This is a genomic window from Stenotrophomonas sp. LMG 10879 (assembly GCF_002750935.1).
GTDB classification, from domain to species: domain Bacteria; phylum Pseudomonadota; class Gammaproteobacteria; order Xanthomonadales; family Xanthomonadaceae; genus Stenotrophomonas; species Stenotrophomonas lactitubi_B.
Genome location: NZ_PEJT01000005.1, coordinates 23,259 through 36,264, shown reverse-complemented (window position 1 = coordinate 36,264; position 13,006 = coordinate 23,259). Strand labels below are relative to the sequence as shown.

The following is a 13,006-nucleotide window of genomic DNA, read 5'->3' as shown; positions in this document are numbered from 1 at the left end:
CCAGTTCATGTGCCAACCAACGGTTGGCACCCACCGATCAGGTGGTCGATCAGCTGGCCAGCGCCAGATCGTCCATCATCGCGCGCAGGAAGCGGGCCGCTTCACCGCCGGTGGCGGCGCGGTGGTCGAACGTCACCGACAGCGGTATCACCTTGTGCGCTTCCACGCCGCCCATCACCGGGGTCATCTGGTGGCGGGCACGACCGGCACCGACGATGGCCACGCACGGCGGCACCACGACCGGGGTCGCGTAGCGGCCAGCGAACATGCCGAAGTTGGACAGCGAGATGGTGTAGCCGCTCAGCTCCGAGGCCGCGATCGAACGCGCTTCCACCTGCTCGCGCAGACGGTTCACGCCTTCGCGGATGCCGCGTGCGTCGAGCATGTCGGCGTTGCGCAGCGCCGGCACGAACAGGCCGTCGTCGGTATCAACGGCGATGCCGATGTCCACCTGCGCATGCAGGGTGCGGGTCAGCGCTTCACCATCGAACCAGGCGTTCATCGCCGGCACCTTCTGCGCGGCGACCACGATCGAGCGCACCAGGCGCGCGGTGACGTCGTTGCCCGGCAGCCAGGCGTGGATGTCGGCGTCGTCGTTCAAGGTGGTCGGCACGACCTTGCTGTGCGCATCGGCCATGACGCGGGCCATGTTGCGGCGCACGCCCTTCAGCGGTTCCGGCTGGCCCTTGGCGACCACGCCCGGCGGCTGGGTGCGCATCGGCTTGCCAGCGGCAGACAGCGGGGTGCGTGCGTCGGACTGGACCGGCGCGGCTACCTGCGCCGGAGCCGGTGCGGCAGCAGCCGGTGCAGCAACCGCTGCCGGTGCGGCGCCGATCTTCGCGCTGCCATCGGCAGCGGCCTGCTTGACGTCGGCCATGGTCACCGCGCCATCGGTGCCGGTGGCACGCACGCGGCTCAGGTCCACGCCCAGCTTGCGCGCGGTGGCACGCACGGCCGGTACGGCCTTGACGCCGCCGACGGCCAGCGCCTGTTCGGCATGCACCGCGTTGGAGCTCTGCATCGCGCCAACCACGGTGCCGGCGTCATCACGCTCGGCGGCGGCCGGCTTGGCTTCTTCGGCAGCTACCGGGGCGGCTGCGGTCGGCAGCGGCGGCGGCGTCGGTGCGGCCGGAGCCGCCGGAGCGGCATGGCCGTGGCTGTGGCCGGTGTCCTGGCCGTCAGCGCGCTGCGGCAGGTTCGGGTCCAGCGCGAAGCTGGCCAGCACCGCGCCGGTCGGGATGATGTCGCCGGCAGCGCCGGACAGCTTCAGCACCGTGCCGGAGAACGGCGAGGGCACTTCGACGACGGCCTTGGCGGTCTCCATCGAGACCAGCGGCTCGTCCAGCTTGATCACATCGCCTTCCTTGACGAACCACTCGACGATGGTCGCGTCCGGCAGGCCTTCGCCCAGGTCGGGCAGGTTGAAGTTCTTGGTCTGGCTCATTTGCAGTTCTCTTCCAGCAGTTCCAGTTCGCGGGCAGGCAACCAGCCCATCGCGCCATTGGCGCGCTCGGACCACCACCACCCGCCGTGTTCGTGATGAAGCTTGACCATCTCGCCGTTCTCCACATCCAGCTCGCGGGCGTCATAGTCGCGCAGGGCTTCTGCGCGACCATCGTCCAACAGCTGCAACCACGCTACCGGTGCCCATCCGGCGCGCCCATCACTGGTGCGCACCCAGGCAAACGCCGGCCATTCCTCGTCACGTACGCCTACTTCGACGATCTGGCCGGTGCGGAACCGGAGCGGGTTGGGATACTGGCTGCGGTAAGCCCCGAGAAGGCGGGCCCGCATGTCAGCCTGCCGCCACCGCGCGCTTGGCCGCCGCCACGATCCGCTCCACGCTCGGCAGATACTTCATCTCCAGGCGGAACAGCGGAATGTGGGTGTCGTAGCCGGTAACGCGCTCGACCGGCGCCAGCAGGTCGTACAGCGATTCCTCGGCCAGGCGTGCGGCGATTTCCGCGCCGAAGCCCGCGGTTTTCGGGGCCTCCTGCACGATCACGCAGCGGCCGGTCTTGGCCACCGACTCGGCGATCGTGGCGAAGTCCAGCGGACGCAGCGTGGCCACGTCGATGACTTCGGCACTGATGCCTTCGCCGGCCAGCTTGTCGGCCGCTTCCAGCGCTTCCTTCACCTGCGCGCCCCAGGTCACCAGGGTCACGTCGGTGCCGTCGCGCAGCACGAAGCACACGTCCAGCGGCAAGGCTTCGCCGTCGTTGACGACCACTTCCTTGTACTGGCGGTAGATGCGCTTGGGCTCCATGTAGATCACCGGATCCGGCTCGCGGATCGCGGCCAGCAGCAGGCCATAGGCGCGCTGCGGTGAGGACGGCAGCACCACGCGCAGGCCCGGCACGTTGGTGAAGATCGCTTCGTTGGCTTCGCTGTGGTGTTCCGGTGCACGGATGCCACCACCCCACGGTACGCGCAGCACCATCGGGCAGTGCAGGCGGCCACGCGTGCGGTAACGCAGGCGCGCGGCGTGGCAGATGATGTGGTCGACCATCGGGTACATGAAGCCGTCGAACTGGGCTTCGGCCACCGGCTTCATGCCCTGTGCGGCCAGGCCGATGGTGAGGCCGGCGATGGTGGTTTCATCCAGCGGGGTGTCGAGGATGCGGTCGGCGCCGAAGCGCTGCTGCAGGCCGGCGGTGGCGCGGAACACGCCGCCGTTGACGCCCACGTCTTCGCCCAGCACCAGCACCGACTTGTCGTGCTCCAGCTCCCAGGCCAGTGCCTGGGTGATGGCTTCGATGAGGGTGATCGGGGTGTCGGTCATGTTCTGTTCTCCGCGCGCGACGGCAGCGCTGTCGGCGGCGTTGGTGTGCGCGCTGGACGCGCCGTTCTTGATCTCATCCATGGCGCTGCTCCAGGGCGATCGCCTGGGCGCGCTGGGCCAGCAGGTCCTGCGGCGGGTCGGCATAGAGGAAATCGAACATCGCCTCGACCGGCTGCACCGGCGTGTTGAGGTACAGGTTCACTTCCTCGTCCACGCGCTTGCCGCACTCGGCGGTCCAGGCCGCTTCTTCTTCCTCGCTCCAGACACCGGCGTTGGTCAGGTACTTGCGCAGGCGCAGCATCGGCTCGCGCTGCCAGGCATCCTTCACTTCGGCGTCGTCGCGGTAGCGGCGCGCGTCATCGGCGGTGGTGTGGTCGGACAGGCGATAGGTCATCAGTTCCAGCACGGTGCCGCCGTCGCCGGCCAGCGCACGTTCGCGCGCCTGCAGCATGGCGGCCATCACCGCGATCAGATCGTTGCCGTCCACCTGCAGGCAGTGCAGGCCGCCAGCCAGGCCCTTCTGTGCCAGCGTCTCGGCACCGGTCTGCGCCGAACGCGGGACCGAGATGGCCCAGCCGTTGTTGACGATGCACAGGATCAGCGGCAGCTTGTAGGCGCCGGCCGAATTCAGCGCAGCGTAGAAGTCGGTCTTGGAACTGCCGCCGTCGCCGCACACGGCCACCGCGATCTGCGGTTCCTTGTTGAGCTTGAACTTCAGCGCAGCGCCTGCGGCGTGCAGGCACTGGGTGGAGATCGGCACGCAGAACGGGAAGTCCTTGGCCGCATTGCCGCCGTAGTCGTTGCCGCGCTCGTCGCCGCCCCAGTACATCAGCACGTCGTGCGGGCGCACGCCACGCATGAACATCGCGCCGTACTCGCGGTAGGACGGTGCGAACACGTCGTCCTTCTGCATCGAGGCGCCGATCCCCACATGCGCGGCTTCGTGGCCGAGGCAGGCCGCGTAGGTGCCCAGCTTGCCGGTGCGCTGCAGCGCGATCGACTTGCCGTCGAACACGCGCACGAACAGCATCTGCTTGAACATCGGCAGCAACGCGCGCGGGTCGCGCAGGGCTTCGGGCAGGTCATCGCGGACGAGCGTGCCGTCCGTGTCCAGATACTGCAGGTATTCGATCTTGAACTCAGCGGCAACCGTCATTGCGTACTGCACCTTCGACAGAGAAGTTACAAATGATATGAATCGCCATGTTAAGGAATGCGTACGAAAAAGCTCTCCTGCGGCGCAGCACGGCCTGCCGGCCTTTGTACCCCCTTCCGCGTGCTTGATGCCAATAACTTCAACGTATTCAGCCATTGCTGCAAAGCATCACAACGCGCCCTGGGCTGAGCGCCAGTAGAACGGCGCAAACGGTTCCACGCGCAACGGCCGTTCCACAGCTGCGCCGCACGCCCCGGTACGGTCATCACGGCTGCCAGCGCGGCGGCAACGCGCTACCCTTGCCGCCCCCGATCTGGTCCCGCCCATGTCCGTCGACAACAACCAACGCGATCTCGAAGCCGGTATCCACACCGATCTGCAGGGGCGGCTGACCTACGGCGGCTACCTGCGGCTGGACCAGCTGCTCAGCGCGCAGCAGCCGCTGTCCAGTCCGCCGCATCACGACGAGATGCTCTTCATCATCCAGCACCAGACCTCCGAGCTGTGGCTGAAGCTGCTGGGCCACGAGCTGGGGGCGGCGATCGGTTTCCTGCAGCGCGACGAGGTCTGGCAGTGCCGCAAGGTGCTGGCGCGCAGCAAGCAGGTGCTGCGCCAGCTGACCGAGCAGTGGTCGGTGCTGGAAACGCTGACCCCTTCCGAGTACATGGGGTTCCGCGACGTGCTGGGCCCGTCCTCGGGCTTCCAGTCGCTGCAGTACCGCTACATCGAGTTCCTGCTGGGCAACAAGAACGCGCAGATGCTGCAGGTGTTCGAGCACGACACGGCCGGGCAGGCGCAGCTGCGCACCGTGCTGGAGGCGCCGAGCCTGTACGAGGAGTTCCTGAAGTACCTGGCCCGCTTCGGCCACGCGGTGCCGGCGGTGTACGAGGCGCATGACTGGACCCAGCCGCATGTGGCCGATGACGCACTGCAGCCGGTCTTTGAACGCATCTACCAGGACACCGACCGCTACTGGCGCGAGTACGCGCTGTGCGAGGACCTGGTGGACCTGGAAACGGCCTTCCAGCTGTGGCGGTTCCGACACATGCGCACGGTGATGCGGGTGATCGGCTTCAAGCGCGGCACCGGCGGCTCCTCCGGCGTGGGCTTCCTGGCCAAGGCGCTGGAACTGACCTTCTTCCCTGAATTGTTCCAGGTGCGTACCACCCTGCAGGTCGCGCCCCCGCCGGATCTGGCCTGACCCCCATTCAGCTTGGTCGCCCGCGGCTGGCTGGATCGTTTCAGATGCAAGTTCAGCGAGCAGGCCGCGACCTGCCTCAAACGGCGTGTATTTGACGTGAACGCCAGAATTCGGTGATCCTCGCGCGTTGCTTCACCGCACATTGGACGTGCCTCCATCCACCGAACCAGGAATTCCGCATGAGCGTAAACGCCACTGCGAACACCCCAGAGCCGGCGCTGCCGGACTTCAACACCACGATGGGCCACCCGCGCCCGTTGTGGATGCTGTTCATGACCGAGTTCTGGGAGCGCTTTGCGTTCTACGGCATCCGCTGGGCGTTGGTGCTGTACATCGTTGCCCAGTTCTACAACGGCAACGCCGCCGGTGAAGGCGACGCCAGCCGCATCTACGGCGCCTACCTGGCGCTGGTGTACGCCGCCGCGATCTTCGGTGGTTACGTGGCCGACCGGGTACTGGGTTACCAGCGCTCGATCCTGACCGGCGCGATCATCATGGCCGTCGGCCTGTTCATGATCTCGCTGCCGCAGGAGCACATCTTCAAGCTTGGCCTGGCCACGATCATCGTCGGCAACGGCCTGTTCAAGCCGAACATCTCGACCATGGTCGGCAAGCTGTACGGCCTGAAGGATGAGCGCCGCGACTCGGGCTTCACCATCTTCTACATGGGCATCAACATCGGCGCGATGATCGCCCCGGTGCTGACCGAGTACTTGGCCCGCAAGGTCTTCGGCACCTCGGAAATGCCGTCGTACAAGGTCGTGTTCATCGCCTCCGGCGTGGGCATGCTGGTCTCGCTGGTGTGGTTCTACATCGGTCGTGCGGGCCTGAAGGGCATCGGTGCACCGCCGGTCGGTGCTGAAGGTTTCGGCCGCATCATCATGGTGCTGGTCGGTTCGCTGTTCGCCATTCCGGTGGCTTACTTCCTGCTCGCCACCGGCGCCACCGCGCTGGCCTGGATCCTCGGCGTGATGTTTGCCGCCCTGGCCGTGCTGCTGCTGGTGGAAGGCATCCGCGAGGGCAAGGTGCAGCGCGACCGCGTGATCGCCATGCTGATCATCTTCGCCTTCAACGTCATGTTCTGGATGTTCTTCGAACAGGCCGGCAGCTCCTTCACCTTCCTGGCCGAGAACATCGTCAACCGCCAGCTGGGTGATTGGACCTTCCCGACCGCGTGGTTCCAGTCGGTCAACTCGGTGGCGATCATCACCCTGGCGCCGATCATCGCCTGGATCTGGGTGGCCCTGGGCCGCGCCAATCCGTCCATCCCGCGCAAGTTCGGCCTCGGCCTGCTGTTCAACGGCGCTGCCTTCGCACTGCTGATGTTCGCCCTGTCGACCATGGTCGTGGACGGCAAGATCCCGTTCTGGACCCTGTTCATGGTCTACGTCATCCAGTCGGTCGGTGAGCTGTGCCTGTCGCCGATCGGCCTGTCGATGGTGACCAAGCTGGCCCCGGTGCGCCTGGTCGGCTTCGGCATGGGCGGTTGGTTCCTGTCCACCGGCATCGGCAACAACCTGTCGGGCATCTTCGCCGGTGCGGTCAGTGGTGAAGGCGGCATGACGGTCGAATCGGCCCTGAAGGGGTATACCTTCGGTTTCTGGGCCTTGATCGGTTCGGGTGTGGTCCTGTTCCTGGTCGCGCCGCTGATCAACAAGCTGATGCACGGCGTGAAGTAATGAGAGGGTAGTGGGCATGCGTACAACGTTCGGTGGTGTAGTGGTGGCAGTGGTGTGTGCGGCGCTGATCGGCGCCTGTTCGCAGCCTCAACCTCCCGCGGCCCCCGAACCCACGCAGCCCCTGGATACCCGCCCCACCGAGCCACCGGTCGCTGACCCCAGCGAACCGGTGGCCTCGGGCAATACTCCGGCGGCGGCTGATATCGCCGCCATCGCCGGGCTTGGCGCGCAGTTCGACCCGGCCCGCGACCCCGTTGCCGACCTGGAAACGGCCAAGGTCGAAGCCCAGCGCGGCAACAAGCGCATCATCCTGGAAGTGGGCAGCGCCACCTGCGAGCCCTGCCATGCACTGGATGAAGCCGTGGAAGGCAATGGCGACCTGCGCCGCTTCCGTGATGCCCACTACGTGTGGGTCAAGGTCAACGACAGCGCCGAGAACCCGAACGCGGCCTTCCTGGGCCAGTTCCCGCCGCTGCAAGGCGAACACCCGCACCTGCTGGTGATCGATGCCGACGGCACGCTGCTGGCGCCACAGCCCAGCGAAGCGATGCACAAGGGCAGGACCGTGCAGACCGCACGCGTGATGGCGTTCCTCAAGCAGTGGGCGCCGCCAACGCCGCGGTAGCGTCCGGCGCCTGCCGCCCGCTGCTCGGCCATCCACGCGTGGCGTGGATCTACAGATCATTACCCTTCGGCCGTTAATGGCAAGGACCTCACTGCGCCACACGGCGCGACCGGAGCGCCCATGCACAGCGACCACGCCGAACGTCTGCCCGAATCTGCCAGCACTCTGGTCGAAGGTGAGGCGCCTGATGGCGTGAGCCTGCCGCCGCAGGAAGCCCTGCTGGACGACGCCGGCACCGGCGCGGAAGCCCTCGAACTCGCACCGCCGCGGCATCGGTTGCCGCAGATCGCCTTGCCCGACAACGTGGTGCTGAAGGGCGCGGTGCAGAAGCTGGTGGAACAGAAGGCACGGCTGGATCGACTGGCCGCCGAAGGGCAATTGGCCGGTCTGCTGCCGCCGGAATGGCACGGCAACGGCGTGCGCGCGATCGACCTGTCCAGTTTCGTGCAGGGCGTGCTGCCGTTCCTGCAGCCCGGCGAGCGTGGTGAAACCGCACCGGCCCGCCTGCCGGTGCGCCATGTGCTGGGCGATGACAGCCGCTGGGGCCTGGCCGACGTACCCGAACCGAAGTCACTGGCCTGGTATCTGGCCAGCGATGACCGTGCCACCGCGGGCAGCAAGGATGTCGCCGAGGCCTATCTGGTCGGCGCGCTCGGCCTGGCCTGGATGCAGGAAGGGCGCAGCCGCCCCGGCTTCCTGCGTGCGATGGACCAGGACAGCCTGGCGGCACGGGTGACCATGCTGGGCTACCCGCCGCCGGGCGAGCTGGCGTTGTACAGCGTGACCGCGCACGGCCAGCCGCAGATCTGGTGCGTGCATGGCCGGCGCAGGCTGCGGCCGCTGGTGGCGCCGTGGCTGAGCGTGCCCCTGCTGACCGCCTATGGCGTGCCCGCACCGGTGGCATGGCCGGGCAGCTTCCCGCCCGTCGAGGCCGTGGCCGAGGCGATTGCCGCCGCCCGTCCGGGCAAGCTGCTGCCGGAAGTGGATCTGGGCAGAGTGGTCGCGAAGATCGCCGAAGACGCCGCGTCCGAGGCGTGGCAGCCGGTCAGCCTGCTGCAGCTCAACACCTGGTCGCCGCGCTGGCCGTTCTTCCTGGGCACCTTCGTCGGCCTGCCGTCGCTGCTGCTGGTCACTGCCGCGCTGGCGTTGCCCGGGGCCGTTGAAGCGGCCACCGTTGCTGCCTCGCTGGGCTTTGCCGGTGGCGCCATCGGCGCGCTTGCGGTGCCGTGGATCCATGCACGGCGCAAGCATCTGAGCTGAGTACGTGGGCCATCCGCGCGTGAGGCCGCATCCACGCATGGCGTGGATCTACTGCTGGTGCTGGTGGTTCCGCATCCGCGCATGGCGTGGATCTACTGCCCCATTGCGTGCGGACTCCGCGTAGATCCACGCCATGCGTGGATGCTCTTCCATCCATCCCTCAGGGTTCGGCAATCACCCGCAGCGCACTGGCATAGCCCTTGGCGAGACTGGTCAGGTCGAGCAGCCGGTTCAATGACAGCAGCAGGCCCGGCTGGCAGGCCTTCAGGCGATGATGTTCAAGCCACGCCTCGGTGACGGTTTCCAGTGTGGCCAACGCCTCGTCGATGCGCTGCAGGTCGGCTTCGCGGTTGATGGGAGCGGCAGGGGGATGATGGGGGCGAGTCATGGCGAAGCTCCGGGGAGGGGCCGCCGGAAAGGCGGCAGGCGATGCGTGGTTGAAAGACCGTGATCCGAAGGAAGAACGGCGGCCATGCGGCCCCACGCACCGCCCGCCAAAGCAGGGCAGCGCGAGTCGTCGCCGCCCGCGATGGGCGGCGACGGGTGCGGCGTGGTTTCCTTCGGATCATCGGGCTTTCAACCCCGGCAGCGGTGCTCCGCTGCGCGCCTACCCTCGGGCCGATGGGACCGGCAGTCCAATAGGCAATGCCATTCGATGCGCGAATTTCGATACAACCGCTCTGTCGATCAGGACTCTACCGGCCCGATGCCGAAACATCAGGTGGTAAACGCGACACGTCGAGTCGAACCCGGCCGAAAGACCGTTCGTCGGCGGGCCATGAACGTCGCGCGTTGCACGTCATCAATGGCCTGCGCCGGATCCCTCACAGCGCAGCCCGCGACATCATCCACGCTTGGCGTGGATCCAGGCGTCGACCAAGGGCGACACCGACCCAGGGCGGCGGGGGGCGCCGCCCCGAAGGGGTCAGACCCCTTCGCCCATCCGCTCCAGGCCATCGCCGGCCAGGCGCAGGATCAGCTTCTCCAGCACCTGCTCCTCTTCCTCGCTCAGCACCGACATCAGCTTGCGGGTGATCTCGATCACCATCGGCGCGATCGTCTCGTACACCTCGAACCCCGCCGCCGACAGCGCCAGCACCGAACGGCGGCGGTCATCGCCATGCGTCTCACGCTTGATGAAACCGCGTTCCAGCAGGCGCGCCACGGCACGGCTGACCGCCACCTTGTCCATCGCCGTGCGGTCGGAGACCTCGCTGGCCGACGAGCCGGGGTACAGCGCCAGGATGGTGATCACCCGCCACTCCGGGATGGCCAGGCCATAGCGGTCGCCGTACAGCTTGGCGATGTTGCCGCTGACCCGGTTGGACAGCACGCTCAGCCGGTACGGCAGGAACTGTTCCAGGTCGAGCAGGACGTGGGAGGCACGCAGGCGGGTGGAAGCGGGATCGGCGGGGCTCATGTTGCGGTGCACCTTGCTGGTGGTTTCAAGTGTAACTATAAGTGTTGGGTCCGTACCCTGCATTCTCGCCGGGTCCAACCCCGCCCGCACCTGGTTTGTGCCGATGCGGCACCGATTCGGAGCCACGCCATGAATACCGCAGTCCCGTCCGCCTCGCATCCCAACCCCGGCATGCAGGTCACCACCTTCGAAAACCCGATGGGCATCGACGGCTTCGAGTTCGTCGAATTCGCCGCACCGGCCGGCCGTGGTGCCGAGCTGCACGAGTACTTCCGCAAGATGGGCTTCAGCGCGGTGCTCAAGCACAAGCAGCGTCCGATTACCGTCTATCGCCAGGGCGACGTCAACTTCCTGGTCAATGAAGACCCCGATTCGTTCGCTGCCGATTTCGCCGAGAAGCACGGCCCGTGCGCCTGCGGCTTCGCCATCCGCTTCAAGAAGCCGGGCGCGGAGGTCTACCAGACCGCGCTGGGCAATGGCGCCGAAGCCATCGCCTTCAAGCCGGAGAGCAAGGCGGTCAACGCCCCGGTCATCAAGGGCATCGGCGACTGCATGCTGTACCTGGTGGATCGCTACGGCGATGCCGGCAGCATCTTTGATGGCGACTACGAGCTGATCGCCGGCGCCGAGCTGCGCCCGAAGGGCTTCGGCCTGACCTTCATCGACCACCTGACCCACAACCTGTACTTCGGCAACATGCAGCAGTGGTCGGACTACTACGAGCGTCTGTTCAACTTCCGCGAGATCCGCTACTTCGACATCAAGGGCCTGAAGACCGGCCTGGTGTCCAAGGCGATGACCGCGCCGGACGGCATCGTGCGCATTCCGCTGAACGAGTCGTCCGACCCGAAGAGCCAGATCAACGAGTACCTGGACGCGTACAAGGGCGAAGGCATCCAGCACATCGCCTGCTTCACCGAGAACATCTACGAGACCGTTGAAGCAATGCGCGCGCAGGGCGTGGATTTCCTCGACACGCCGGAGACCTACTTCGACGTGATCGACCAGCGCGTGCCGAACCACGGTGAGGACGTCGCCCGCCTGGCGAAGAACAAGATCCTGATCGACGCCGACCCGGAAACCCACCAGCGCAAGCTGCTGCAGATCTTCACCCAGAACTGCATCGGCCCGATCTTCTTCGAGATCATCCAGCGCAAGGGCAACGAAGGCTTCGGCGAAGGCAACTTCACCGCGCTGTTCGAGAGCATCGAGCGCGACCAGATCCGTCGCGGCGTGCTGTAACGTTTCCACAACGGCACCTTCCCACCGGTAGCGCCGGGCCATGCCCGGCGGCTTCCCCAAGGCTTCCAGGAACCCCCATGTCCCCCTCCATCACCGCCCGCGGCTACCAGTCCGGTTTCGGCAACGAGTTCGCCAGCGAGGCCGTGCCCGGTGCACTGCCCGTCGGCCAGAATTCGCCGCAGAAGGTGGCCCATGGCCTGTATGCCGAGCAGCTGACCGGCACCGCGTTCACCGCACCGCGCGGCAGCAACCGCCGCAGCTGGTTGTACCGGATCCGCCCAGCGGTGACCCATGGCGAGTTCACTCCGTTCGCGCAATCGCAGCTGCAGGGCGATTTCGGTGCGCAGCCCGCTTCGCCGAACCAGCTGCGCTGGAGCCCGCTGCCGCTGCCGGAGCTGCCGACCGATTTCGTCGAAGGTCTGTACACGATGGGCGGTAACGGTTCGCCCGACGCGCATGCCGGTGTTGGTATCCATCTGTACGCGGCCAACCGTGACATGGTCGGCCGCTACTTCTACGACGCCGACGGCGAGCTGCTGATCGTGCCGCAGCTGGGCAGCCTGCGGCTGCTGACCGAGCTGGGCGTGATCGAGATCGAACCGCAGCAGATCGCGGTGATTCCACGCGGCGTGCGCTTCCGTGTCGAGCTGCCTGACGGTCCGAGCCGTGGCTACATCTGCGAGAACTACGGCGCGCTGCTGAAGCTGCCCGACCTGGGCCCGATCGGCTCCAACGGCCTGGCCAATCCGCGCGACTTCGAGACCCCGCATGCCGCGTTTGAAGACATCGACGGCGATTTCGAACTGATTGCCAAGTTCGACGGCCGCCTGTGGCGTGCCCCGATCGATCATTCGCCGCTGGACGTGGTCGCCTGGCACGGCAACTACGCACCGTACCGCTACGACCTGCGCCGCTTCAACACTATCGGCTCGATCAGCCATGACCACCCGGATCCGTCGATCTTCCTGGTGCTGCACTCGCCCAGCGACACCGCGGGCACCAGCAACATGGATTTCGCCATCTTCCCGCCGCGCTGGCTGGTGGCGCAGAACACGTTCCGTCCGCCGTGGTTCCACCGCAACATTGCCAGCGAGTTCATGGGCCTGGTGCATGGTGCCTACGACGCCAAGGCCGAAGGCTTCGTACCGGGCGGTGCGTCGTTGCACAACTGCATGAGTGGCCACGGTCCGGATGCGCCGACCTTCGACAAAGCCTCCAGTGCAGACCTGTCCAAGCCGGACGTGATCAAGGACACGATGGCCTTCATGTTCGAGACCCGTGGGGTGATCCGCCCGACCGCGCAGGCGCTGGCCGCCGGTCACCGGCAGGGCGATTACCAGCAGTGCTGGAACGGCCTGCGCAACAATTTCCGTTGATCGTCCGTATCCACGCATGGCGTGGATCTACTGGGAAGCGCGATACCGCATCCACGCATGGCGTGGATCTCCCGGGTGGCGCGATTCCGCATCCACGCATGGCGTGGATCTACCGGGTGGCGCGATACCGTATCCACGCGTGGCGTGGATCTACCGGGTGGCGCGATACCGCGTCCACGCATGGCGTGGATCTACTGGGAAGCGCGATACCGCATCCACGCATGGCGTGGATCTACTGGGAAGCGCGATACCGTATCCACGCATG

Annotated in this window: 12 protein-coding genes; 6 read left to right on the top strand and 6 right to left on the bottom strand. The window is 66.6% G+C overall.

The genetic code is table 11. The features are described from left to right. Positions 1–49: 49 nt before the first annotated feature. From CR919_RS08915 to pdhA, 4 genes are read right to left on the bottom strand one after another with little or no spacing between them, the layout of a single operon-like run. Positions 50–1,444 carry a dihydrolipoamide acetyltransferase family protein gene (locus CR919_RS08915; RefSeq protein WP_089237418.1) on the bottom strand — a complete coding sequence of 465 codons (1,395 nt, stop codon included), beginning with the start codon at positions 1,442–1,444 and terminating at the stop codon, positions 50–52. After that, entirely contained in the window at positions 1,441–1,794 is a 354-nt protein-coding gene (locus CR919_RS08910; RefSeq protein ID WP_099819713.1) for an SH3 domain-containing protein, read from the bottom strand. The genes CR919_RS08915 and CR919_RS08910 overlap by 4 nt, the downstream gene beginning before the upstream one ends. A gap of 1 nt (position 1,795) precedes the next feature. After that, complete coding sequence (locus CR919_RS08905; RefSeq protein WP_089237416.1) at positions 1,796–2,863, bottom strand: alpha-ketoacid dehydrogenase subunit beta; 1,068 nt, start codon at positions 2,861–2,863, stop codon at positions 1,796–1,798. Then, positions 2,856–3,938, bottom strand: coding sequence for a pyruvate dehydrogenase (acetyl-transferring) E1 component subunit alpha (gene pdhA / locus CR919_RS08900; RefSeq protein WP_032976633.1), 1,083 nt, complete (start codon positions 3,936–3,938; stop codon positions 2,856–2,858). The genes CR919_RS08905 and pdhA overlap by 8 nt, the downstream gene beginning before the upstream one ends. Before the next feature lie 325 nt (positions 3,939–4,263). Between pdhA and CR919_RS08895 the strand changes: the two genes are divergently transcribed. The 4 genes from CR919_RS08895 to CR919_RS08880 all read left to right on the top strand — a co-directional run bounded on the left by CR919_RS08895 (position 4,264) and on the right by CR919_RS08880 (position 8,703). Further along, positions 4,264–5,139, top strand: coding sequence for a tryptophan 2,3-dioxygenase family protein (locus CR919_RS08895; protein WP_099819712.1), 876 nt, complete (start codon positions 4,264–4,266; stop codon positions 5,137–5,139). Positions 5,140–5,318: 179 nt separating this feature from the next. Beyond that, the gene (locus CR919_RS08890; protein WP_099819711.1) at positions 5,319–6,818 is read left to right on the top strand and encodes an oligopeptide:H+ symporter; all 1,500 of its coding nucleotides are present in this window, start codon (positions 5,319–5,321) and stop codon (positions 6,816–6,818) included. Positions 6,819–6,834: 16 nt separating this feature from the next. Then, a complete protein-coding gene (locus CR919_RS08885) occupies positions 6,835–7,443 on the top strand; it encodes a thioredoxin family protein (RefSeq protein ID WP_099819710.1) in 609 nt (202 codons plus the stop codon). Positions 7,444–7,563: 120 nt separating this feature from the next. Next, positions 7,564–8,703 carry a hypothetical protein gene (locus tag CR919_RS08880; RefSeq protein ID WP_099819709.1) on the top strand — a complete coding sequence of 380 codons (1,140 nt, stop codon included), beginning with the start codon at positions 7,564–7,566 and terminating at the stop codon, positions 8,701–8,703. Positions 8,704–8,863: 160 nt separating this feature from the next. Here the strand turns inward: CR919_RS08880 and CR919_RS08875 are convergent, their stop codons facing one another. Further along, a complete protein-coding gene (locus CR919_RS08875; protein WP_099819708.1) occupies positions 8,864–9,091 on the bottom strand; it encodes a hypothetical protein in 228 nt (75 codons plus the stop codon). A gap of 537 nt (positions 9,092–9,628) precedes the next feature. Continuing rightward, a complete protein-coding gene (locus CR919_RS08870) occupies positions 9,629–10,123 on the bottom strand; it encodes a MarR family winged helix-turn-helix transcriptional regulator (RefSeq protein ID WP_050815698.1) in 495 nt (164 codons plus the stop codon). Positions 10,124–10,252: 129 nt separating this feature from the next. On the opposite strand from CR919_RS08870, the gene hppD reads away from it, so the two are divergent. Both hppD and hmgA read left to right on the top strand, forming a co-directional pair. Continuing rightward, positions 10,253–11,365 carry a 4-hydroxyphenylpyruvate dioxygenase gene (hppD, locus tag CR919_RS08865; protein ID WP_170919610.1) on the top strand — a complete coding sequence of 371 codons (1,113 nt, stop codon included), beginning with the start codon at positions 10,253–10,255 and terminating at the stop codon, positions 11,363–11,365. A 77-nt stretch (positions 11,366–11,442) separates the two neighbouring features. After that, positions 11,443–12,741: a homogentisate 1,2-dioxygenase gene (gene hmgA, locus CR919_RS08860; protein ID WP_099819707.1), complete on the top strand. Its 1,299-nt coding sequence runs from the start codon at positions 11,443–11,445 to the stop codon at positions 12,739–12,741. The last annotated feature ends 265 nt before the right edge of the window (positions 12,742–13,006 follow it).